Source organism: Anaerostipes faecis (assembly GCF_910574135.1).
Taxonomy (GTDB): domain Bacteria; phylum Bacillota; class Clostridia; order Lachnospirales; family Lachnospiraceae; genus Anaerostipes; species Anaerostipes hominis.
This window is the reverse complement of the sequence record NZ_CAJSYK010000014.1, coordinates 51,539-74,766: the sequence shown is the minus strand read 5'-3', so window position 1 is coordinate 74,766 and position 23,228 is coordinate 51,539. Positions and strand designations below refer to the sequence as shown.

The window sequence follows — 23,228 nt, the reverse complement described above, 5'->3', positions numbered from 1 at the left end:
CACGCCATTTAAAAATTTTTAATTGGAATCTCTTTCAGTTTTGAAATAGTATCGTACATAATTTTCTTACATTTATCAAATTCTTCTTTCGTCACTGTATAAAAATCGTCGCCGGGATATCTGGCATCATAATAAAAATCTGTCAAATAGGCCAGACCCACTGTATCCAGCTTTAAATCCGGCTTCCACTGATTCATTCTGACTGCAATCTTTTTCATATTATGCTTTCTTAATAAGTCCGAAACATCTTCATCTAAAAAGCACAATTCCAGGTAGCCTTTCAGAAATTTCTCTGTTACCTGCTGACACTGTACTGCAAGCTGATTATAGAAAGTACTCCCCACAGCGAGGATAGATTCAAGATACTCCAAGTCATTTTTTGCAATGTCCAGGTAGTTATTTTTAATCATTTCATCACCTCCAGTATTAACTTTTTATCTCTGTTCAATATTCTCTTAAAAATAGTATTTTCCTTTATGGACTCCTCGTTGGTATAGACTACATCCGTGGATATACCGGATATCTCATCATCTAAGGTCCATCTGATATCCGCCGCCAATGCCCTGTCTTCCAATTTTTGTTCTGTAAATATAAGCAGGTCTATATCACTGCCATTTCGGATATTTCCCCGCGCACAGCTGCCGAATAAGTACACTCCTTTTAAACCGGGAATATCAGCTTTTATCAAATAGTCAAGATCCGATTCAATTTTATCAACAAAACGCTTGGGCAAATGCTCATAATTTTCCCGGTAAATCTTTATCTTTGTCATCATTATATACTTTCCCCCGTCTCTTTACAATCTTTCTCCCGCTCCACAATCTCTTTTTCCTTCCACTTACCGCTTCGATATCTCAAGGTTCCGATCGTAAATGCCGCAGCCCATCCAATCGGGATAGACCACCAGATTCCGGACGCTCCCAGAAAATGAGCCAGGATATAAGCAAATACTACCCTGCATCCGAAATTGCAGAGGGTGCCCGCCATAAATACACCCACATCTCCTGATCCACGGAGAACCGCATTTACCACATTCATAAGTCCCATCAGTGCATAAAACACAGATACGACCCTTAAATAATCCACACCTATGGCAATGACTCCGGCATTGGACGTCTCATCCACAAACTGGGCAACCAGCACATCCCCCTTAAAAAACAGAATTCCCGTAATGACAGCCGCGATGCCTGCTGCCATGAGCCTTCCCGCTCTCAGCCCTTCTCTGATCCGTTCCGGTTTTTTCGCCCCGATATTCTGCGCCGTAAACGTAGACACTGCATTCCCCACATTTACCATGGGCATGATCGCAATCGAGTCAATCTTCGTAGCCGCCGTATATCCTGCAAGCACCACAGATCCGAAACTGTTGACAAGACTTTGTACAAACACCATGCCGAACGAGACGATAGACTGCTGCACCATAGACGGTACTGCAATCCGTCCCATCTGGACAAGGATCTTTCGGTCAAATAAAACCGGCTTTTTTTCTGTCTCTATCTTCTTAAGACGGAACAGCAGATTGATAAACGAAATGACTGCCGCCAGCCCCTGTGCGATCAGAGTTGCCCATGCAACCCCGGTCACTCCCATCTGAAGCCGGATCACAAAATACAAATCCAGCACAATATTCAAAATTGAAGAGCCTGCCAGAAAATAAAGAGGAATTTTTGACGCGCCAAGTGCATTATAAACCGCATTTAAAGTATTATACATAAATAAAAACACAAGGCCGAACATATAGATTCTCAGATAATTGGCGGCATCCCGGTAAATATCCGCCGGTGTCCTCATCAATACGAGGATTCCTCCTGTACCGGCCACACCGATAATCATTAAAATCAGCCCCAACACAAATGTGGAAATTAAGGCCGTATAGATCGCCGTCATCATCCGGTCCTGATCCTTTGCCCCGAACAGCTGAGAAATGACAACAGAATAACCGATGCTGGAACCGGTCGCAACTGCTACAAATAAAAAAACAATGGCCGTCGATGCTCCGACGGCGGCAAGTGCCTGTGCACCGACGAATCTTCCCACTACCATAGAATCAATAATATTATAAAGCTGCTGAAATAAATTGCCCAGCACAATGGGAACCGCAAAGAAAAATAACTTCTTTGCGGGATTTCCTACACTCATGTCATTGGTCAGCTGTTCCTTCATCTTTCATTGTTCAGATATAACTCCGGTCCACTTTGATCACTGCAAAGTAATTTTCCCGGTGCCTTCTGATCTCCTTTCTGATATAAGTCGTAATATCCCCCACTTCCTGGTCACATTCATAGGGCACCACCAGGTCAAAGATCAAGTTGTTGTGCGTTTTTCCCTCTACCATTCTGAAATCATGGATAGACAGTTCGGTTCCGCATTCTTTTACGATCTTTTCCACCATAATTCTTGCCTCGTTTGTCTCCTCATCATCCGTGACAACCGGATCCATATGAATGGTGGCGTCACAGTTAAACTTATGCATCAGATGATATTCAATGTTGTCAATCACGTCATGTGCCTCCAAAATATCAACATTGTACGGCACCTCGGCGTGAAGTGAGATCATCCGCCGGCCCGGGCCGTAGTCATGTACGATGATATCATGCACCCCTACGATCAGCTCATTATTTAAAACCTCATTTTGTATGTTCTCCACCAGTTCCACATCGGGAGCGGTTCCAAGCAGAGGCGAGAGAGTATCCTTTGCCGCTCCGAATCCGGCCCACATAACAAATCCGGCCACTAAAATACCTACATATCCGTCCACGTTGATCCCGGCAAACCTGAAAATCAGCATCCCGCCCAGAACTGCCGTTGTAGCGATACAGTCGCTTAAACTGTCTGTGGCTGTAGCCTTCATGGCCTCTGAGTCGATCAGATTTCCGACCTTTTTATTGAAAGCTGACATCCAGAATTTCACCAGAATGGATGCAATAAGAATCCCTATCGACACCGGACGGAACATAATGTCTTCCGGGCTGAAGATTTTATTAACAGAAGATTTTAATAATTCAAATCCCATTAACAGTATAGCCAAAGAAACCAGGAGTCCTGAAATATATTCGATTCTTCCATGTCCGAACGGGTGATTCTTGTCCGCCGGACGCCCTGCCATGCGGAAACCAACCAGTGTGATGATGGAAGATGCCGCGTCAGAAAGGTTATTGAAGGCATCTGCGGTGATGGAAATGGCCCCTGTGAGAATCCCCGCAGTCAGTTTCCCTGCAAAGAGAAATATATTGCAGAATATACCCACTGCTCCTCCCATTGTGCCATAGGCCTGACGGACTTTATGGTTTTTTAAATCATCCTTATTCTTAATAAATGCCGATATCAATAATTCTGTCATAATTTTTCATCCCCTTGTGTCAAATATTTTCCATTGTATCACAAATCACTTATATTTTCATTTCCCTCAAGCAAAATATTGATCAATTCTTTCATGGGCCCTGTCCGGTATTTATCCTTATGGACAACGATATGATTCTCATTCTTGAGTTCTATGCCCCTGATTTCTATTTTCTTTAATTTTCCTTTTGAGACTTCCTCTGCCGCAAGGCGTTCCGGCAGCACGGTGATTCCGAGCCCTTCCTCTGCCGCACGAATCAATACCTGAGAGTTTACACTGGTCCAAAAAGGCTCGGCCCTCAGATCATGTAAAAGAAGTACGCTGTCCAACACGTCCCTGGTCGCACTTCCCTTTTCACGAAGCAGAAGCGGCTGTTCCAGAAGTCTTTCAAGTTCAATATCCTTAACGTTTGCCCATGGATGGTCCGGAGAACAAAAAGCAAACAGACGAAACGAAGAAAAGACCGTGCTGTCCAGCGTACTGTCTGAGACAGCGCCCTCGATCAGCGCCAGATCGATCTCATTATTGTGGAGCATGGAAAGGACATCCGAAGCCTTGCATACCTGAACACTGACCGGCGTTCCGGGATATGTATCCTGAAATCGTTTCATAGCCCCGGGCAGCCAGAAGCTTGATATGGTTATGCTGGCCCCTACACGGAGTACAGCATGGTTCTCCAAGTCATACACTCCTTTTTCCAGATCCTCATAAAGCTCCAGGATGCGGACTGTCTTTTTTAATAATAATTTGCCCGTCTGGTTCAAAAATACTTTCTTTGATATACGGTCAAACAGCACAGTGCCAAGTTCTTCTTCCAGTTCATGGATCACATGTGATACTGCCGGCTGGGTCATATAGAGCTTCTTCGCAGCTCCGGTGACACTTCCTTCCTCGCATACTGTTTTAAAAATATATAAACGCCTTATCGTCATGGCTTTCCCTCCTATCATTACTATTTTAACATGTTATATATAAAATAATATAATTTTCTTTATGTTTCGAAAAAACGTATACTGTTAAAAAAAGGGGAAATCCGTTATGAATAAAGATATACTAAAACAATATGCCTGGCTGTTCCGTGTCAATTTGATTGTCAGTGCTTTTACTTTTGGCGGCGGCTATGTGGTCGTTCCCATGTTAAAAAAACATTTTGTGACAAACCGTCATGTTTTATCCGAGAAGGAGCTTTTTGATATCGCAGCGATTGCCCAGTCTTCTCCTGGAGCCATCGCGATTAATCTTTCGGCTCTCACAGGATACAGGATAGCCAGATTAAAAGGAGCAGTCACATCGTATCCGCCGTTCTCCTTGGCATGCAGGCAGGAGCGGCGGCACTGATCGTTGACTATATCACAGATATGTGCCGCATGATTCTGAAAAAGAAGTCTCTTTTTCTTACCCTCATGGTTCCTGCTGCTTTTTTATCCAACCTCGTCTTCCACATCAATGCCATGCTGATTTTAATCTTATGTTCTGTGCTTTGCCTGTTTAAAGTATGGCTCCATAAAAAAAGGAGGTGTCAGACATGCTCTTAAATCTGGTCCGTTTGTTCAGTACATTCTTTAAAATCGGCCTGTTCAGCATCGGCGGAGGCTATGCGATCCTCCCGATGATCAAAGAACAGGTCGTACTGGCAAAGCATTGGCTTACCAGTCAGGATTTTACCGATATCATTACGATCTCACAGATGACGCCCGGTCCTATTGCAGTCAACACTTCCTCCTTCGTGGGTATCCGCGTAGCCGGAATCCCCGGCGCAGTGGTGGCAACCGTAGGATGTGTGATCTCCGGATTTACCATCTCCATCCTTCTATACCGGTTTTTCCAGAAGAAAAGTGATTCATCCTATATGTCCGCTGTACTGGACGGTCTGAAGGCATCTTCCTCAGGGCTTGTACTTTCCGCTGCTTTTTCCATCTTGCTGCTTACCCTGTTTGGTACGGATGAGCATGTCGTCCTTTCATCTTTTCAGCTTCCTGCGGCCATTTTATTCGGGACCGCTGTGCTTCTACTGAGAAAGTTTAAAAAGCCTCCTGTATTTGTAATTGTGTTTACGGGAATTGTTGGGTTGCTTATCTATTGATCTTTTTATACAAAAAAGCTCCTGTAAAGACAGGATTTTGTATTCCTTCTGTCTTTGCAGGAGTTATAATATCATTGTTGAATCTCTCTATGAATGTCTTAAATACAAGTAAATCTTACGGATCAGTAAACTACATGCTATTATAATTAAAATTGATTCTAATGTATAAGTACTAGTGTCTATGTATTTTGCAAAATACAGCAAGCTACTTCTGATCAATACAATATAGCATCCACACAATGCACAGATTATGATAAAGATATTTGAAATAATGGTTAGCTTCGTTTTATCCCTGATAACCCACAAAATATAAATAAGCACTCCAATAGCCCATATTCCATTGGTCACAAAATCTTTTACGAGATAATATATAGCATCTCCATCCAGATATCCGGTATAATAATGTTGGCTCAAAAACAATATCTTAAGGAAAGGAATAGCCAAAGTTAGCAGCACCGGAAGAAACAAACCACATAATATAGCTGAAATTTTATTTAGTTTTTTGTTCAAAATTTGTTCTCCTCTTATGGATTACTTTAGATTGTCTAAAATATCGCTCCCACTAATTTTTAATTCAATCTGAGCTTTTGAATTCATTCCACCAACTCTGCCTACTGCGTTCATAATCATGCCTGTTCCTGATAAACTGGATTGAGGTACATAAGGCTTATATCCCCATTTAGTATTATAACTAAAAGAATTTTTACTAGGTCTTTTTTTCATATGTTGTCCATCTCCGCCATGAAGAACTACTTCACGATTTGTTACATATACTCCCTGCAGTTTGGGTTTCCATGATCCTGAACAGCTAGACACCTTTACTTTATCCAGATATTGGGTTGTATAGTTAAATTTTCCTGTAATTTTAACCTCTTTTTTGGTTGCAGTTTTACTAATACTATCACTTGCTAAAGTAGTAGCCTCTGTGTTAGGTATCTCAATTACCACCTCATAACTCTTTTCTATCTCCCCTTGTTTTGATTTCTGTTGTAAAGTTGTTGAACAAATTCTTTTTGGAATAACTACAGTTTTCTCTCCTGATTCTAGATTTGTTATTACTGCCAATGTTTTGTCATTTTCGTTTGTCGTACTAGCATTGGGCGATGCATAAACATGCCCTTAAATTGTAAAAATCATTACCAAACTTAAAAATAAACAGTTGATTTTCCTCATATCTTCCACCTTATCAAATTTTTGTTATTCACTATCTATATTGTTATATTATACTATGTAGAATTATTTGTCAATAACTATTTTTATAATTCGTTTTTAAACAAGAACAAAGTGGGCAAGCCCACTTCAACGCCCCAACCCCTCACTCTTTGAGGGGCTTGACAACTTTGCGTGCCAGATGCAATTTGCCGCAGGCAAATAATTTCCTTACGCATCTGTGCACAACCCGCGGAGCGTTTTTATTTCATAGGGAAGGTCGTAGAACTTTCCTATGAAAGAAAAAACTTGCTCGAAATACTTCTTTCATAACGTATTTCGAACAAGTTTTAACTTTTATTTTAATATTAAATGAGCTTTCTACTCAGCCGCCACAATCTTCCCAGCCACAGCAGATGCCGCAGCCGTCTTCGGTGACCCGAGATAAATCTCAACCTTCGATGTTCCCATTCTTCCAAGAAAGTTTCTGTTATTGGTGGCTAGAATCTTCTCCCCGTCGGTGAGGATTCCCCCGGCTCTTCCACAGCAAAGCCCGCATCCCGGCTGGGTGATAATGGCTCCTGCCTCAGCAAGAATTTTCAGATAGCCGGCTTTAGATGCCTCCATATAAATTTTCCTGCTGGCAGGGGTCACGATCAGCTTCACAAAATCAGCAACCTTTTTCCCATCGAGGATTTCTGCCGCTGCTTTCAAATCTTCCAATCTTCCGTTGGTACAGGAACCGATGAATACCTGGTCAAGTTCTGTACCCCCAACCTCAGATACTGGTTTGATCTTATCCACCTGAGACGGACATGCGACCACTGGAACCAGCTCCTCTGCCTTATAGACAACCGTCCTGCAATACTCGGCATCCTCATCTCCGTAAATCCAATCCACATCGGAAAACTCTACTTCAGAATACTCTGCTGTCTTCTCATCCGGCGCAAACAAAGCCGCCTTTGCCCCAGCCTCGATGGCCATATTGGAAATTGTCATCCTGGAAGCCACACTCATCTCTTCCACTGTGCTCCCGGAAAACTCCAGAGCCTTGTAAGTAGCCCCGTCGGCCCCGAGGTCTCCGATCAGTCTGAGGATAATATCTTTCGAAGATACATTGTCCGGAAGTTGACCGTCGATGACAACCTTGATCGTTTCCGGTACTCTGACCCACATCTCTCCGGTCCCTAAGATTGAAGCCATCTCCGTGTACCCGATGCCTGACGAAAAGCAGCCAACGCATCCGTAAGTGGTCGTATGAGAGTCAGTTCCGAATACAATGTCTCCTGGTTTGGCATACCCGCACTCTGTCATGAGCTGATGGCAGATCCCATCGCTTCTGTGAATGTTTTTCAGTCCGTATTTCTTTACAAACGCATCACCAATCTTAAAATGCCGGATATCTTCCACCGCACTGGCCGGAACCAGATGATCATAAATCAAAACCACCCTGTCCGAATCCCACAGCTTTGTAAATCCCATCTCCTCAAACTTTTCTGCCACAAACGGGATAAAAATATCATGGATCATCACGCGGTCCACATTGACTGTCACGATCTGTCCCGGGGAGACTGTCGGGGCCCCTGTATTTCTTTTAATAATCTTTTCGATAATTGTATTTCCCATGTCTATTCCACCCCATTCCTTTTCTTCATTGCTTCCACCAGTCCTCCGGCTTCAATAATGTCCATCAGATTCTGAGGCAGCGGCTGGATCGGATACTCCCTGCCGTCATGCACAACAGACTCGCCCAGCGTTACATCAAGAGTATCCCCTTCTTTCACTTTCTCCTGGATCTGGTCATTTTCGATGAGCAGAAGTCCATTGTTGATAGAGTTCCGGAAGAAAATGCGGGCAAAAGATTTGGCAATGACACATTTTATTTTCAGGGCCTTGATGATCTCCGGCGCCTGCTCTCTGGAGGAGCCGCAGCCAAAGTTTTTTCCGGCCACGATGATATCGCCTTCCTTTATCTGAGATGCCAGTTCCGGACGCAGCGGAGAAAATCCGTACTGCTTCATGTCTTCCACGGTCGGAAGCGCCAGATACTCTGTAGGAATGATGATATCCGTATCGATATCGTCGCCCAGCACCCATACTTTTCCAGTAAACTTTTCCATATGTAAACTCCTTTATCTTTTCACGATTTTCCCTGCGATGGCAGACGCTGTGACGGTCGCCGCAGATCCCAGATAGACATAAGAATCCGGATGTCCCGCACGTCCTTTGAAATTTCTAGTACCGGTGGAGATCAAAACTTCCCCTTCACCGATCACACCCTGACAGCTTCCCCAGCACACACTGCAGTTGCTGTTCATGACCATGGCCCCGGCTTCCATGAAGATGTCGATCAGTCCTTCGTCCAACGCCTGCATATAAACTTCATTGGAAGCAGGTGCGATCAGAAATCTGACGTCCTCATGAACCTTCTTTCCTTTCAGTATCTCAGCCGCCAGACGCAGCTCATCGATCCGTCCGTTGTTGCAGGAACCTAAGAATGCCTCGTCTATTTTAACGTCTCCGGCTTCTTCCACCGGCACCACATCATCAATCAAATGCGGTCTCGCAACCACCGGCTCTATCTCATCCAGATTAATATGGTATACCTTTTCAAAACGGGCGTCCTCATCGCTCACAAACAGGTTTTCTGCCTTACGGCCCCTGGACTCTACATATTCCACAACCTTTTCGTCAGGCTCCACGATTCCGGTTTTAGCTCCTGCCTCCACCGCAAGGTTACACAATACCAGACGCTCATTAATACTTAAGTTGTGTGCCCCTTCTCCTGCAAATTCCATGATCTTATAGTTACATCCATTGGCTCCTACCATGCCGATGATTGAAAGGATCAGATCTCTGGCATATACGCCTTCTCTTAATTTTCCGGTCAGCTCAAAGCGGATCGTCTCAGGTACCATGACCCAGGAGGTCCCTGTGACCATGCCGTATAAAAAGTCCGTGCATCCGATCCCTGTTCCGAAGGCGCCAAGCGCACCGTATGTACAAGTATGGGAATCGGCTCCCATGATCAGCTCTCCCGGACATACATAATCCTCCACCATGATCTGGTGGCAGACTCCCTTTCCTTCATAAAAGGCGATGTCATGTTCCCTGGCGAAGTTCCTCATTTTCCTGTGGGCCTCCGCAGTTTTTGGATTCTCCGCCGGGATATTGTGGTCAATAATGAAGACCAGTTTGTCTTTATCTGCAATCTTTGGATGTTTTAAATCATTGTGATACATATCGATCGTCAAATGTGTCGTCCCGTCATTGCTCATCAGGCGGTCAAGCTCCACTGTATGGATTTCTCCCGCTTTCACTTCCGGCACCTTTGCCGCCCTCGCGATAATCTTTTCTCCGATTGTCATTCCCATAATCTACACCTCGCCTTCATTCAGAAAATTAATTAATCCGCCGTGATCCAAAATATTCTGCATATAAGGCGGCAGTTTTGTGCAGGGCAACGTCTCATCTTTCGTCTTGATCACGCCTTCAGACAGATCCAGTTCGATCTCGTCAAGCTGCTCTACTTTGTCATAGAGTTCCCCGCTTACAACGACCGGAAGTCCGATATTGATGGCGTTGCGGTAAAATATCCTGGCAAAGGATTTGGCAACGATGGCTTTTACCCCCAGGGCCTTTAACACACTCGGCGCCTGCTCTCTGGAGGAGCCGCATCCAAAATTCTCCCCGGCAACAACGATGTCGCCTTCCTGCACCTTCTTTGAAAAATCCGGATCGATAGATTCAAAGGCATATACTTTCATTTCCTCAATATTCGGCAGCAACAAATACTGGGATGCTATAATCTGGTCCGTATCCACATCATTGTGGAACTTAAATACTCGACTCATAATCAACCTCCTTGTATAAATTCTCATTTTAATAAGAATACTATAAAACAGGCAAAAAATCCATGGCGTTTTCAGAAAGGAAGGTGCAAAATGAAAAAAACAGACCCCGCAGGGTCCGCTGTACTTCTTTTCGTTTTAACAGAATGTATTCTTTATGTTTCCTTCTTAGTGCTGGATCTCACATCTTCCTCAGGCCTTTTAAGCACCATTCTGAAATACTGCTCCATCCTGCTGTGCTTCTTCTTCGGTTTAATGTATGGCAAAACTAAGGACCGCATACTGGTAATATCCGCCCTCGGACTGACCGCCGCTGCCGATGTATTTCTCCTGGTCCTTGACGCAAATTATCCGGCCGGTGTCCTGTGTTTCTGCGGAGTCCAGATGCTGTATTACTGCCGTCTCCTCCGGGCCGGAGGCTTTGCCTTTCTTCCGTTTCTGCCCGTTCGTTTTCTTCTCACAGGATGTATGTTTGTGTTTTTAGGAATTCTCCAAACATGGAATCTTCTCACGGCGGCCGGAGTCTTCTACTTCACCCAGTTACTCTTCAATGCGGCAGAAAGCCTTGCCGTACGCCGTATAAATCTTCAACACAGATTGTTTAGTGCAGGACTCATTTTATTTCTCTGCTGTGATATCTGCGTAGGACTTTTCAATCTTTCCCCCGCAGCTCCCTTTTCTGTACCGGAACCGGTTTTATCCTTTGCACAAAACGGAATGTGGTTCTTTTACCTGCCATCCCAGGTTCTGATTACACTTTCTATACTCCAGGACTATCCTTCCTGTACTTCGGAATCTTCTTAAACACCTTGGTATCTCTCCATGTAATCGGACTTATGAGGACCAGCATCGGGAACAGCTCAAGCCTTCCTGCCAGCATATCAAACATCAGGACCACTTTGGAAAAATCAGAAAACATACCAAAATTGCTGGTTGGTCCCACCAGCTCAAGCCCCGGTCCGATATTGTTCAGAGTCGCCACGACCGCAGTAAAATCTGTGATCAGGTCAAATCCATCCAAAGCGATCAGCAGTGTAGAAAATGCCAGAATCATCATATAGGTGATCAGAAAAATATTGATGGAACGTATCACCTCATGCTCGACTACATGCTGATTAAATTTTATTTTCCGGATACTTCTGGGGTGTATGTAAAAATACATCTCTTTTTTTACCGTCTTCAGCATCAGAATCACTCTGGACACTTTAATCCCTCCCCCGGTGCTTCCGGCACAGGCTCCGATAAACATCAGCATTACCAGAATCACCTTGGAAAATTCCGGCCAGACATTAAAATCTACGGAGGAATAACCGGTAGTCGTAATAATGGAGCCTACCTGAAAGAAGGCATGGCGGAATGAAGATTCCAGGGTTGGAAACAGGTCCCTGATATTGTAGGTAATACATATGACAGCAGCCGCAATGACAAACAGATAGTATTTCAGTTCTTCAAACTTCCATGCGTCTTTAAACTTTCGGATCAGAATAAAATAATATACATTGAAATTTACACCGAACAAAATCATAAAGACTGTCACCGTATATTGAATATAGGGAGAATAGTCGGCCAATCCGGAGTTAAGAATAGAAAAGCCTCCGGTACCGGCACTTCCGAAAGAAAGCAGCATGGAATCAAACAGAGGAAGTCCTCCAAACATGAGCAAAACGATCTCTATCAGCGTCATAAAACAGTAGATTCCATAGAGGATCTTGGCGGTCTGCCTTACCTTCGGCACCAGCTTTCCTACGGACGGGCCCGGACTCTCCGCTTTCATCAGGTGCAGATTTTGTCCTCCTCCCATCGGAAGGATTGCCAGGATAAATACAAGAACACCCATACCCCCGATCCAGTGGCTGAAGCTTCTCCAAAACAGACTACACTTTGCCAGCACTTCGATATCGGACAAAATACTGGCTCCCGTGGTGGTAAATCCTGAAATCATCTCAAACATTGCATTTGTAAAGGATGGGATGTCTCCGTTAAATACAAAAGGAAGACACCCGAAAAAACTCAGCAGAATCCAGCTCAATGCAACGGCCGCAAATCCCTCTTTGGCATAGTACTGCATATTTTTGGGTTTCTTATGGCTCAGTAAAAATCCGACAACGAAACAGAGGAGCATGACTGCAAAGAAAGGGATGCCTCTGGCTTCCCTGTAAATCATGGCTACAATGCACGGCAGTGACAGAAAGGCACCCTCAAACAGGATGACCAATCCTAATATATATCGGATAACAGCGTAATTCATTTTCTTTTTTCTCCAATCATCTCTATTCTTTTTTCAGTATATCACTGATGTCGTGCAGGCCTGTCTTCGTGGTCACAACAATCACGGTGTCTCCCACCTGGATCATATCCTGTCCTGTTGGAATCTTCACCGTTCCGTTCCGGTTAATACTGCAGATCAGGATCTGGTCCCTCAGCGGCAGTATCTGGAGCGGAATACCGATGACCGGTGCATGTTCTTCAATATGAAACTCCAGGGCCTCTGCCTTTCCGTCCACAATCTTATACAGATTCTCTATATTGCTCCCGATAGAATTCTGTTTTGCCCTGACATACTGAACGATATACTGAGCCGTGATATATTCCGGATATATAAGACTTCCCAGGTCAAGACCGTCGATAATATGATTATAGCTGACACGTTTCACCTTTGTGATCAGCTTTGCGGGTGTCTGCCCTTTTACAAAGAGAGATAAAAACACGTTCTCCTCGTCAAAATTTGTCAGTGCCACAAAGGCATCTGTCTCCAGGAGCCCCTCTTCCAGCAGGACTTCCTGGTCACTTCCGTTTCCGTGGATAATGACCGCTTTGGGAAGCAGTACGCTCAGTTCCTCACACCGGTCAAAGTCCTTGTCTATGATCTTTACCGATATCCCTATTCTGAGCAGCTTCTTAGAAAGATAATACGCTGTTTTGCTGCCTCCTACGATCATGACGTTCCTGACAGGGTTCATCTGGACACCGATTTTCTGAAAAAACTTGCTGGCACTCCTCGGGGAAGCCACAATCGAAATCCTGTCGTTTTCCTGTAAAACAAAATCCCCGGAAGGAATGAAAACATCCTTCTGCCGTTCCACTGCACAGACGAGAACCTCACCGCGCATTCTCTCGCCTATTTCTTTCATCTTCATTCCATTTAGAATGGAACTCTTTCTCAGAACAAATTTTAACAGTTCTACTTTTCCTTTTGCGAAGGAGTTGATCTCCATGGCCGTGGGAATCCTTAAAATTCTGGACATCTCGGAAGCGGCTGCGAGCTCCGGATTAATGATCATGGAAATCCCCATCTCTTCTTTGATAAAATTGATCTCATCAAAATAAACCGGATTGCTGACTCTTGCGATGGTGGCACATTTTCCGGCTTTTTTAGCGATCAGGCAGCACAGCAGGTTTAATTCATCCGAATTCGTCACCGCAATCAAAAGATCGGCCTCTTCCACTCCGACTTCCGTTAAAACATTATAGCTTGCCCCGTTTCCCACAATTCCAAATACATCATACATATCTACCATTGACTGGACGACGTATGCCTTTGGATCTACAATGGATATATCATGATTCTCGCTGCTTAACTGTTCTACCAAAGAACGGCCGACTTTTCCGCAGCCTACGATAATGATGTTCATATTCCCCTCATCTTTCCCATACTTCTTTCTTTTTCGCTAAGATAACAGTATCGTAACAAGAATTCACCAGGGAAGCAATAAAGAAATGCCATGAAAACCAAATATTTGTTAGTTTCTATTTCTTATTGCTTTTCAGTGTCACTGCATAAGTATAGACATTCAAAGGATAAGTACCATTTCGAATGGTCTCTTTAGAGGGCTTGACCCCATTAACAGAAAGCATTTCGATGTGTGGATTCACAACCAACATCAAGTCTTCCTCCTCCATAAACCAAAACAAAAGCTCCGGCAATCAAGTAATCAAAAAATCGGAAAAAGCTGTATGGTGCAGCTGCTATGCGAATCATAGAACCCAGACACCATACAACCCATCCCGCAAATCCCCAGACTTCTGTCATGATCAGATTAAATCCAGCTCAGAAAAGCTATTTTAAGGCCTGGTTATATTTATTATAAAATATAATGAACAAGCTGAGTCATATTCTTTACGAAAAAGCAGCACAGACAGCCGGCTGCGGTGGGGAGCAGAAAAGCAGCAAACGTCCACTTGAGACTTCCTGTTTCCTTTTTAATGGTGAGGAGAGTCGTGGAACACGGCCAGTGCATCAGAGAAAACAGCATCATACACAGGGCCGTCGTCTGTGTCCAGCCGTTATGTATCAGAAGCTGACGGATCGTCTCCACACTTCCGGGTTCTGTAATTATCCCCTGAGACAAATATGCCATGATCATCACCGGCACGACAATTTCATTGGCTGGAAACCCGAGGATAAACGCAGCCAGGATCACTCCGTCCAGTCCGATCATTCTCGCGAACGGGTCCAGCAGCTCCGTAAATCCGCAAAGCAAGGTTGTTTCCCCTATTGAAATATTGGCCAGAATCCAGATCAGCAGTCCTGCCGGTGCAGCCACTGCCGCCGCACGGCCCAGGACAAATAAAGTCCGGTCAAAAATAGATCTTACGATGACTTTCCCGATCTGAGGCCTCCGAAACGGCGGAAGTTCCAGCGTAAAAGATGCCGGCATTCCTTTGAGTACCGTTTTTGACAACAGTCTTGAAACTGCAAGGGTCATAAATACCCCCAGCAGAATCAACAGCGTCAGCAGCACCGCCGAGCCGATGGAGGCGGGCAGTCCGTCTCCTGTCCCTACAAAAAACAGGGTGATCATAAGGATCAGCGTCGGAAATCTGCCATTGCACGGTACGAATGAGTTTGTGAGGATCGCTATGAGCCTTTCCCTGGGCGAATCAATGATACGGCACCCAACGATCCCTGCGGCATTGCATCCAAAGCCCATACACATAGTAAGTGCCTGTTTTCCGCATGTACAGCATCTTTTAAAGGACCGGTCCAGATTATATGCGACTCTCGGAAGATATCCTGCGTCCTCCAGAAGTGTAAAAAGAGGAAAAAAGATTGCCATGGGCGGCAGCATGACGGATACGACCCAGGCTAAAACCCGGTAAACTCCTGAGAACAGCATACTGCAAAGCCATGCAGGCAGTCCCGCATTAAGAAACAGCCCGGCAAGGCGGTCTTCCGCCCAAAACAGAGCCTTTGACAGCAGTTCTGAAGGGTAGTTGGCTCCAACGATCGTAACCCACAGCACCATGGCCAAAAGTCCGATCATCACCGGATATCCGGTTTTCCTGCTGGTCAGAATATCATCCAGCCTCCGGTCCCTTTTTATATAATCTTTTGTCCCGAACAGGACTGTATCGGCACAAATGTCCTGAGCTGTTTTTACCAGCCCTGAGACAATCCTGTCTTCCAGATCCTCTGTTCCGTCTTCTGAAAGAATCTGTTCTGCTTTTTTAACAGCCTGTTTCATATCCGGATCTTCTCTTAGCTCGGTGCCCAGCCGCTGTTCTATCTCCAGAAGCAGAAAAGGATCTGACTCCAGAAGCATAAGTGCAGACCAGCGGCCCGGAAACCTACCCGATACCTTTTGGTCCACCACCGGCTTGAGATTTTTCAGTGCTTCCTCTAAACAAGAATCATACGATGGTTTTACAGGCTTTTGATCCCATCTGCCGTCGGCAACGGCATCGACGGCATTCATCAGTTCCGCAAGGCCCTCTCCGCTTCTGGCAGCCGCTGCCACCACCGGAACCCCCAATTTGTCTGAGATCGCCCGGACATCGATCGAGATTCCCTTCTTTCCCGCCTCATCCATCAGGTTGATACAGACTACGACCCGGTCTGTGATCTCCATAGTCTGGAGTACCAGGTTTAGGTTTCTCTCCAGACAGCAGGCATCACATACAACGATGACCGCATCCGGTTCTTCAAAACAAATAAAATCTCTGGCAACTTCCTCTTCCGCGGAATGTGCCATCAGAGAGTAGGTGCCGGGTATATCGATCATGACATAGGAATTCTTCTCTGTTTTGCAGTACCCCTGTGCATTTGCCACTGTCTTTCCCGGCCAGTTCCCTGTGTGCTGTCTCATTCCCGTCAAATTGTTGAACACCGTGCTTTTCCCCACATTGGGATTCCCCGCTATGGCAACAATTTTGTCCTTTGGATTCTGTTTTTTTACGTTCAGCCCCGAATCTACGGATTTCATTCCGGTGGAATGACTGGTCAGTCCCATCGCATTATGTCCTCCTGTTTTAAATCCTTACTACAATATCTTTCATATCTTCAGACCGTATCGCGATCACCGCACCCCTGATCAAAAAGGCCGCCGGGTCTCCTGCCGGGCTCTTCCCGACGCACTCTACCTTAGTGTCCTTCACCAGTCCAATGTCCAGAAGCCTCCTGCGGATGCTCCCCCTGATCTTAAGTTCTTTTACCACCGCGATTTCACCCGGATTTAATTCATTTAAACTGCAATTCTGACTCATAAAACGATTCACTCCTTAATATCCATTAGGATAGGGAAACTTTATTTCTCAATGCTATTATATTGAGGGACAAAATAAGGCGTTACAATATTTTTATGAAAAGGAAGCGGCTCATGGAAAAAAAAGAAGGATTTTATACACTGAAAGGGTATCAGAACGGAGAGGCCCACAATATGACGGCCTCTATGGAAGACTATCTGGAAATGATCTGCCGCCTGCTCCTGACAGAAGAAGTCGTCAGGGTAAACCAGCTGGCCCACATGCTCCATGTCAAGCCTTCCTCTGCATCAAAGATGGTAAAAAATTTAAAGGACCTGGGATATCTGTTATCTGAAAAATACGGATATATCCGGCTCACCGACAAAGGCAGAAAAGCCGGGGATTATCTTTTATTCCGGCATGATATCCTGAACCGGTTCCTGTGCATGATCAATGAAAGCGAAGATGAACTGGAACAGGTAGAAAAAATAGAACACTTTATAAATGAAAAGACCATTTATAATATAGAGAATTTCTTAAAAATTCACGAAAAAGAAAAACGGCAGAACAAAGGTCCTGCCGATTAAAACGAGAAAAAACTGCGTAATTATTTGGTTTTGCAGTCGAAAGCGGGGTTGAAAGCGTAGAAGTTTTTAGAATCAAGATGATCCTGAACTCTCCTCAGAGCTTCACCAAACCGCTGGAAGTGGACAATTTCTCTCTCTCTGAGGAAAGCAATCGGATCTCTGACATCCGGATCTTTAATCAGACGGAGCAGGTTGTCATACGTTGTTCTTGCTTTCTGCTCAGCAGCCAAATCTTCTGTCAAGTCTGTAATTGGGTCTCCCACAGACTGGAAGAAATCTGCGGTAAATGGTTCTCCGCTGGCTGCCTGTGGCCAGATACCGGTTGTGTGATCTACATAATACTGGTCAAACCCGGCTGCCTGTATTTGCTCGGGCGTAAGGTCACGTGTGAGCTGATGAACAATGGAACAAACCATCTCCAGATGGGCAAGTTCTTCTGTTCCCACATCTGTAAGCACGCCGCATACTTCTTTATAGGGCATCGCAAATCTCTGTGACAGATAGCGCATAGAAGCGCCCAGTTCACCGTTCGGTCCGCCGTATTGAGTGATGATCACTTTCGCAAGCATTGGATCACATTTTCTGATGTTGACTTTATATTCCAAACGTTTTTCATAATTCCACATAGGCTAACATCCCTCCTTCTGCCAAGGCCATTTCGTGGTTGCCCAGGTGAAAGTGTCAGTAATCTCTGCAGAATCAATTGTTAATGGCTCAAAGTATTGGGAATACTCTTTAACAGCCTTATTTCTGGCACACTGGTACTGATTAAAGTGACTGATTGCCTCCTGGTCATCCGGATGGGTATCCAGGTACAGTGTCGTATCAATCAAGGCAAAGCTGACTGCATCAATATATCTCAATAATTTTTCCTGATCATATTTATTCATCGTCTGCACCCCGCTTTCCCATAAAATGGTTTTTTAAGTTCCGGGAAAATGGTACCGCATGCCAATCCCTCTTCAGGGCAATAGATCTGATCCCAATGCTGCCACGGCACATATGCCATTGCGAGTGCCATGGAATCCACGCCGTCGTGGCGGTGACCGTAATTACCATTTCTTTTCATTTTTGAATTGTACCCGCAGGTACGTTCCATCTCATATGGTGCCGGCTGTCCGCATGAGCATCTATGCTGATTGTATTTTTCCAACGAAATATCTCCTTTCATTTCTGTTAATATCAGTTTATGTGAACATCCATAGAATGTGCAGATCAGCTTTTATTTATATTATGGAATCAGAGTCATGAACGCCAAAAAAAGGATTGCCTAACAAAAAGGCAATCCCGGAAAATTTTATGAAATTTATAAAACAGTCAGTGATGGAGCGGCATAGACTCTTGCCTGAAGCTCTGCATCCAGCATATATAAGCCTTTCGGGTCAGTCCCAAACATTTCAAATTTTTGTACGAGGGAATCGGTATTATTCTCCTCTTCCATCTGTTCTTTCACAAACCAGTCCAGGAACTGCATACTCCTGAAGTCCTTGCACTGATATGCCGCATCATAAATATTGTTGATCAGAGAAGTAACATACTGCTCATGCTCCAATGCTGCTTTGAGCGGGTCCACCGGTTCTTCAAAGCTCTTATCCGGTTTTGCGACTGCCTCCAGTGTTACTTTGCAGCTGTTTGCCTGAAGATATTCCATAAATAAAATGGCATGATCTCTTTCTTCCTGTGCCTGAATCTTAAACCAGTTGGCAAATCCGTCCAGATTTTTGTCCACATAGTAATTGGACATATCTAAATACAGATAGGAAGAATAAAACTCCTTATTGATCTGATCGTTCATCAATTGTGCTACTTTTTCATTTAACATACTGCTTTTTCCCCTTTCTTTATGTAAAACTTACCATATCCATATCATAACGCATTATTTTCAAACTTTAAAGAGGCTTTCTTGCTTCTTCAAATTCTTCCTGCATTTCTTTGGTCGGTTCTTCTGTCAAAAGGCTGACAACGATGATCATCAGAGAAGACACGATAAATGCAGGCAGCAGGCAGTAAATTTCAAAAATCCCGCCAAGCTTTGCAAACGTATACGGCCAAACAAGGGCGATGACACCGCCGCTGACCATACCTGCAACTGCTCCTTTTAAATTGGTGCGTTTCCAGAACAGTGCAAATAAGATCAACGGACCAAACGCTCCGCCAAATCCTGCCCATGCATTTTCCACCAGCTTAAATACGGAGCTGTTTTCATCCAGTGCAATGATAACTCCGATGGCCGCGATGACAACTGTGGTAGCCCTGGAAATGATAAGAATTTTTTTCTCGGAAGCTTTTCTCTTAAAGAATCCCTGATACATATTCTTCGCGACACAGGAAGAAGCGATCAATAGCTGGGAATCTGATGTACTCATGGTTGCTGCCAGAATTCCTGACAAAATAATACCTGCAAAAAGCAAAGGAATAATTCCTTTAAACAGGTGCATCGTCATATAGATAAAAATCCTCTGGTTTCCGCTGCCTGCAAGCTCCGCTACGTTCGGATAAAGAGCCGCTCCGGTAAATCCGATGCACACAGCCACAGTCAGTGAGATCATCACCCATACCATAGCAATCCTTCTGGATTTCTTGATCTCATTTACATTCTTGATGGCCATAAAACGTACCAGGATATGCGGTACGCCGAAGTATCCAAGTCCCCATGCAAGTCCTGAAAGGATGGGAATTACACCCTGGGATACGGCATGTCCGGTGGCCGGATCATGATATTTCATGACATCAAAGAATCCTTCCATAGCCTTGCCGTGTTCCACAACATTTCCGACGCCTCCCACAGCCGCGACTCCCACGATCAGGACTGTGACGATCGCAAAGGACATTAAAAGCCCCTGGATCAGGTCTGTGGTACTGGCGGCAAGGAATCCGCCGATCGATGTATAGATGACAATAACTGCCGCGCAGGCGATCATGCTTGCCTGGTAATTGAGCCCGAATACTGAATTAAACAGAGTTCCGCAGGCCGCAAATCCGGATGCTGTATATACCGTAAAACAGATCAGGATCATGATGGATGAGACAAACATTAAAATCTTCTTCTCATCTTTGAAACGGTTGCTGAAAAAGTCGGGAACCGTGATAGAGTTGTTGGAAACTTCCGTATAGCGGCGGAGACGTTTTGCAACGATCTTCCAGTTTAAATAGGTTCCTAAAATCAGGCCGATGGCAGTCCATCCCGCCTGGCTGAAGCCGGATGCATAAGCCAGTCCCGGAAGCCCCATCAACAGCCAGCTGCTCATGTCGGAAGCCTCGGCGCTCATTGCCGTAACCCAGGGACCGAGTCCTCTTCCTCCCAGAAAATAGTCTTCAGAAGTCTTATTCTTCTTGCTGTAAATCACTCCGATGTACACAACCATTGCCATGTAGGCAATCATGGCGATCAAAATTGGTGTTTTCATATGATTTCTCCTCTTTGTCAAAATATAAGACCAAGCCTTTTGACTTGGTCTTTTTCGGATAATATTATATCATAGCTTTGACAACAGATGCAATTACTATTTTTAATACCTTCTCTCGGGTATGATGACTGCCGCCACGATGTAAACCAATATTCCGGTTCCTGAACAGCCCAACAGTACGGCGCCCAATCGTACCAAGGTCGGGTCCACATCGAAATATTCTGCGATTCCTCCGCATACGCCGCAGACCATTTTGTCCTCTCTTGATTTATATAATCGTTTACTGCTCATGAAAATCTCCTCCTTATACATTGTTCAAAAAGTTGATGTCGATATCTCCGCTTCCACATTCAACACCTATGAATTTCGTCCCATTTCCCCAGGAACCCTCTTTATTGCTGTGTTCCAGTTCGTGTCCGTCAAAGACCACATCTCCGCTTCCCACACTAATATTATATTTGTAGTTCTCTCTGCCGTCCCATATATCTGCGTCCACATCCCCGCTTCCACACTGGATATCAATATTATCAGACCTGAGACCAGACAATTTGATGTCTCCGCTTCCGCACTGGATCTTCATGTTTTTGGAAGACAACTCCTCTGATGAAAAATCTCCGCTTCCTACATCCACACTGAAAACATCCAGATTCATATCTTTTGGTATGCTCAAAACTGCCTGTTCATATCCATAATCAAAGAAAAAGGGACGGTGAACCGAAGATTTTGACCGGATGGTCAGTTCATTGAGGCCTTCATCAAGCCGGGATTGAAACAATTTTCGGCTTCCTTTTGTTGTGAACACAATTTGACTCCCCTCTCCTCTGACGATGGACAAATCCCTGCTTCCAACCGCTATTTTTATCTTCTTTACTTTGGCTTTCGGAAATTCCAGCCGCTCTGCCTCATCATTTTCATATCTGCCTGTGTACCCGTTTATTTTGTCTCTGACATAGTCATAAGTATCCGTGAAGGAAAAACCCATAGCCGCCGCTGCGATAATGCAGCCAGCTCCTGCAACAGTAAATACCAGACAGATGATCAGGCAGATCTTATAAAATTTTTTCATGCTTCTTCTCCCCCTTTATGAAACAGCCTCCGGATCAGATCTACGACTCCTCTGATCAAAGGAGGAAATACTTTTACGAGTATCCAGACAAAAAGTACACAGAACAAGAGGCCCACTGCCATCATGATCAAACCGCCGCCGCACATCATAAATCCTGTGGGAAGCTGCGTGAACATCTTTACGATTCCGGCAGCGAATACACCGAACCCTCCTGCCAGAAGCCCCACACTGATTCCGGCAACCCCGGATATGAAGCCGAAAAATATACCGACGATCCCGACCGCAGTTCCTCCAATCACACCGATCAGGGGAAGACCGAGTACCACTGTGCCCACAACGATCAAAACGATAAGGATCAGATTCCGGTCCCGGTTCCCTTTGAAATGAAATCCTGATTCTTTCTTTGCCTTCTCAGGCATTTTCGTGTTCTCGTCATATCTCTGATTGTGATATCCGTTTTCTGTATATTCTTCTTCTCCGGTCGTCCCGTTCAGTGAATCCCGGATCATGGCGGCAATTTTTTCAGGGCTCCCCAATTCCTCGATCACCTGCTGCTCACGTTCCGGTCCCGCCTCCTCAAAATAATCCACATAATATCCAATTGCATCATCCCGTTCTTCCGGCGCAATGTCCTGAAGCAAATATGCCAGTTGGTCCAGAAATTCTTTTTTACTCATGGACTGCCCCTCCTTCAAATATTTTCGTAATTTTAAATGAGTAAGATTTCCACTCTGTCCTATATAAGTTCAGTTGAATCATACCCTGACTGGTCACTTTATAGTACCTTCGGTTTCTCCCGTCGCACTGCCTGTCGTAAACCTCCATGCAGCCTTCTTTTCTGAGTCTGCGCAACACGGGATACAAAGTAGACTCTGATACATCCAGGACTCTTCGTACATCCTGGGTAATCTTATACCCATAGGACCCTTCTTCTTCTTTTGAGACTACTGCCAGGACAATGGCGTCCAGCAAAGCAGCTCCTGTATTAAATACCATAGACACGCTCCCATATTATACTTTTATTAATACTATATGATATATAATATACTCTTTCTTATAATATGTCAATGCAAATACTTTTTTTGTCCGTGAAAAAGGAGCATATCACACAGATTATTTTATGTGATATGCCCCTTTTAGATGTTGTCTTCCAATCATACGGCAGTCCATTTTTTAGTTTTCCAGCATTCTAAGCACTGTTTTATCTTTCCGTGTCCCTGTTATAAATGATGTTACGTTGATAACCGGACAAGGGACTTCACAAAGCATTTCAGGGAAATCCG

28 protein-coding genes are annotated in these 23,228 nt (G+C 44.6%); 4 read left to right on the top strand and 24 right to left on the bottom strand.

Features of this window, described 5'->3' with window-relative positions; all coding sequences use genetic code 11:
• Nucleotides 1-8 precede the first annotated feature (8 nt).
• The 5 genes from QGT46_RS10810 to QGT46_RS10790 are packed head-to-tail and all read right to left on the bottom strand — an operon-like array spanning nt 9 to nt 4,272.
• Nucleotides 9-410 carry a HEPN domain-containing protein gene (locus QGT46_RS10810; protein ID WP_024728107.1) on the bottom strand — a complete coding sequence of 134 codons (402 nt, stop codon included), beginning with the start codon at nt 408-410 and terminating at the stop codon, nt 9-11.
• Nucleotides 407-775 (bottom strand): nucleotidyltransferase domain-containing protein, encoded by a 369-nt coding sequence (locus QGT46_RS10805; RefSeq protein ID WP_024728108.1) that lies wholly within the window; start codon nt 773-775, stop codon nt 407-409. Before QGT46_RS10805 ends, QGT46_RS10810 begins: the two co-directional genes overlap by 4 nt.
• The gene (locus QGT46_RS10800) at nt 775-2,163 is read right to left on the bottom strand and encodes an MATE family efflux transporter (protein ID WP_148458832.1); all 1,389 of its coding nucleotides are present in this window, start codon (nt 2,161-2,163) and stop codon (nt 775-777) included. The genes QGT46_RS10805 and QGT46_RS10800 overlap by 1 nt, the downstream gene beginning before the upstream one ends.
• A 10-nt stretch (nt 2,164-2,173) precedes the next feature.
• Nucleotides 2,174-3,340, bottom strand: coding sequence for a cation diffusion facilitator family transporter (locus QGT46_RS10795; protein ID WP_148458833.1), 1,167 nt, complete (start codon nt 3,338-3,340; stop codon nt 2,174-2,176).
• Nucleotides 3,341-3,378: 38 nt separating this feature from the next.
• On the bottom strand, nt 3,379-4,272 hold the full coding sequence (locus QGT46_RS10790) for a LysR family transcriptional regulator (RefSeq protein ID WP_148458834.1): 894 nt from the start codon (nt 4,270-4,272) through the stop codon (nt 3,379-3,381).
• A 106-nt stretch (nt 4,273-4,378) separates the two neighbouring features.
• Here QGT46_RS10790 and QGT46_RS16990 point away from each other — a divergent pair, with 106 nt between their 5' ends.
• Both QGT46_RS16990 and QGT46_RS10780 read left to right on the top strand, forming a co-directional pair.
• The gene (locus tag QGT46_RS16990) at nt 4,379-4,678 is read left to right on the top strand and encodes a chromate transporter (RefSeq protein ID WP_330655814.1); all 300 of its coding nucleotides are present in this window, start codon (nt 4,379-4,381) and stop codon (nt 4,676-4,678) included.
• A gap of 187 nt (nt 4,679-4,865) precedes the next feature.
• A complete protein-coding gene (locus QGT46_RS10780; RefSeq protein ID WP_024728113.1) occupies nt 4,866-5,423 on the top strand; it encodes a chromate transporter in 558 nt (185 codons plus the stop codon).
• A gap of 531 nt (nt 5,424-5,954) precedes the next feature.
• Here QGT46_RS10780 and QGT46_RS10775 read toward each other — a convergent pair.
• The 5 genes from QGT46_RS10775 to QGT46_RS10755 form a co-directional block, all read right to left on the bottom strand.
• Nucleotides 5,955-6,488: a hypothetical protein gene (locus QGT46_RS10775; RefSeq protein WP_148458835.1), complete on the bottom strand. Its 534-nt coding sequence runs from the start codon at nt 6,486-6,488 to the stop codon at nt 5,955-5,957.
• A 465-nt stretch (nt 6,489-6,953) separates the two neighbouring features.
• Nucleotides 6,954-8,198, bottom strand: a complete 1,245-nt coding sequence (locus QGT46_RS10770) for a 3-isopropylmalate dehydratase large subunit (protein ID WP_148458836.1) — start codon at nt 8,196-8,198, stop codon at nt 6,954-6,956.
• A 2-nt stretch (nt 8,199-8,200) separates the two neighbouring features.
• Nucleotides 8,201-8,692, bottom strand: coding sequence for a 3-isopropylmalate dehydratase (locus QGT46_RS10765; protein WP_148458837.1), 492 nt, complete (start codon nt 8,690-8,692; stop codon nt 8,201-8,203).
• Nucleotides 8,693-8,704: 12 nt separating this feature from the next.
• The gene (locus QGT46_RS10760) at nt 8,705-9,946 is read right to left on the bottom strand and encodes a 3-isopropylmalate dehydratase large subunit (RefSeq protein ID WP_024728118.1); all 1,242 of its coding nucleotides are present in this window, start codon (nt 9,944-9,946) and stop codon (nt 8,705-8,707) included.
• A 3-nt stretch (nt 9,947-9,949) separates the two neighbouring features.
• Nucleotides 9,950-10,426 carry a 3-isopropylmalate dehydratase small subunit gene (locus QGT46_RS10755; protein WP_024728119.1) on the bottom strand — a complete coding sequence of 159 codons (477 nt, stop codon included), beginning with the start codon at nt 10,424-10,426 and terminating at the stop codon, nt 9,950-9,952.
• A gap of 90 nt (nt 10,427-10,516) precedes the next feature.
• Here QGT46_RS10755 and QGT46_RS10750 point away from each other — a divergent pair, with 90 nt between their 5' ends.
• On the top strand, nt 10,517-11,227 hold the full coding sequence (locus tag QGT46_RS10750) for a lysoplasmalogenase family protein (RefSeq protein WP_148458838.1): 711 nt from the start codon (nt 10,517-10,519) through the stop codon (nt 11,225-11,227).
• On the opposite strand, the gene QGT46_RS10745 is transcribed toward QGT46_RS10750, so the two are convergent.
• The 5 genes from QGT46_RS10745 to QGT46_RS10725 all read right to left on the bottom strand — a co-directional run bounded on the left by QGT46_RS10745 (nt 11,184) and on the right by QGT46_RS10725 (nt 16,906).
• Nucleotides 11,184-12,671 (bottom strand): TrkH family potassium uptake protein, encoded by a 1,488-nt coding sequence (locus QGT46_RS10745; protein WP_148458839.1) that lies wholly within the window; start codon nt 12,669-12,671, stop codon nt 11,184-11,186. The genes QGT46_RS10750 and QGT46_RS10745 overlap by 44 nt on opposite strands.
• 22 nt (nt 12,672-12,693) lie before the next feature.
• Nucleotides 12,694-14,055: a Trk system potassium transporter TrkA gene (gene trkA, locus QGT46_RS10740; RefSeq protein WP_034549644.1), complete on the bottom strand. Its 1,362-nt coding sequence runs from the start codon at nt 14,053-14,055 to the stop codon at nt 12,694-12,696.
• Nucleotides 14,056-14,170: 115 nt separating this feature from the next.
• Complete coding sequence (locus tag QGT46_RS10735; protein ID WP_268876101.1) at nt 14,171-14,305, bottom strand: hypothetical protein; 135 nt, start codon at nt 14,303-14,305, stop codon at nt 14,171-14,173.
• A gap of 200 nt (nt 14,306-14,505) precedes the next feature.
• Nucleotides 14,506-16,653, bottom strand: coding sequence for a ferrous iron transport protein B (feoB, locus tag QGT46_RS10730; protein WP_148458840.1), 2,148 nt, complete (start codon nt 16,651-16,653; stop codon nt 14,506-14,508).
• A 19-nt stretch (nt 16,654-16,672) separates the two neighbouring features.
• Nucleotides 16,673-16,906: a FeoA family protein gene (locus tag QGT46_RS10725; protein ID WP_024728123.1), complete on the bottom strand. Its 234-nt coding sequence runs from the start codon at nt 16,904-16,906 to the stop codon at nt 16,673-16,675.
• 113 nt (nt 16,907-17,019) lie between these two features.
• Between QGT46_RS10725 and QGT46_RS10720 the strand changes: the two genes are divergently transcribed.
• Nucleotides 17,020-17,472 carry a metal-dependent transcriptional regulator gene (locus QGT46_RS10720; protein ID WP_024728124.1) on the top strand — a complete coding sequence of 151 codons (453 nt, stop codon included), beginning with the start codon at nt 17,020-17,022 and terminating at the stop codon, nt 17,470-17,472.
• A gap of 20 nt (nt 17,473-17,492) precedes the next feature.
• On the opposite strand, the gene QGT46_RS10715 is transcribed toward QGT46_RS10720, so the two are convergent.
• The 9 genes from QGT46_RS10715 to QGT46_RS10675 form a co-directional block, all read right to left on the bottom strand.
• The gene (locus QGT46_RS10715; RefSeq protein ID WP_024728125.1) at nt 17,493-18,098 is read right to left on the bottom strand and encodes a manganese catalase family protein; all 606 of its coding nucleotides are present in this window, start codon (nt 18,096-18,098) and stop codon (nt 17,493-17,495) included.
• 3 nt (nt 18,099-18,101) lie between these two features.
• On the bottom strand, nt 18,102-18,362 hold the full coding sequence (locus QGT46_RS10710; RefSeq protein ID WP_006568793.1) for a spore coat protein CotJB: 261 nt from the start codon (nt 18,360-18,362) through the stop codon (nt 18,102-18,104).
• Nucleotides 18,359-18,625, bottom strand: a complete 267-nt coding sequence (locus QGT46_RS10705; protein WP_301590771.1) for a spore coat associated protein CotJA — start codon at nt 18,623-18,625, stop codon at nt 18,359-18,361. Before QGT46_RS10705 ends, QGT46_RS10710 begins: the two co-directional genes overlap by 4 nt.
• A 153-nt stretch (nt 18,626-18,778) precedes the next feature.
• The gene (locus QGT46_RS10700) at nt 18,779-19,294 is read right to left on the bottom strand and encodes a ferritin (protein ID WP_148458841.1); all 516 of its coding nucleotides are present in this window, start codon (nt 19,292-19,294) and stop codon (nt 18,779-18,781) included.
• Nucleotides 19,295-19,361: 67 nt separating this feature from the next.
• Complete coding sequence (gene putP, locus QGT46_RS10695; protein ID WP_024728128.1) at nt 19,362-20,879, bottom strand: sodium/proline symporter PutP; 1,518 nt, start codon at nt 20,877-20,879, stop codon at nt 19,362-19,364.
• 102 nt (nt 20,880-20,981) lie between these two features.
• The gene (locus tag QGT46_RS10690) at nt 20,982-21,170 is read right to left on the bottom strand and encodes a PspC domain-containing protein (protein WP_006568789.1); all 189 of its coding nucleotides are present in this window, start codon (nt 21,168-21,170) and stop codon (nt 20,982-20,984) included.
• Between the two features lie 13 nt (nt 21,171-21,183).
• Entirely contained in the window at nt 21,184-21,945 is a 762-nt protein-coding gene (locus QGT46_RS10685; protein ID WP_024728129.1) for a DUF4097 family beta strand repeat-containing protein, read from the bottom strand.
• Nucleotides 21,942-22,622 carry a DUF1700 domain-containing protein gene (locus QGT46_RS10680; RefSeq protein ID WP_148458842.1) on the bottom strand — a complete coding sequence of 227 codons (681 nt, stop codon included), beginning with the start codon at nt 22,620-22,622 and terminating at the stop codon, nt 21,942-21,944. Before QGT46_RS10680 ends, QGT46_RS10685 begins: the two co-directional genes overlap by 4 nt.
• A complete protein-coding gene (locus QGT46_RS10675; protein ID WP_148458843.1) occupies nt 22,615-22,941 on the bottom strand; it encodes a PadR family transcriptional regulator in 327 nt (108 codons plus the stop codon). The genes QGT46_RS10680 and QGT46_RS10675 overlap by 8 nt, the downstream gene beginning before the upstream one ends.
• Nucleotides 22,942-23,228 lie beyond the last annotated feature (287 nt).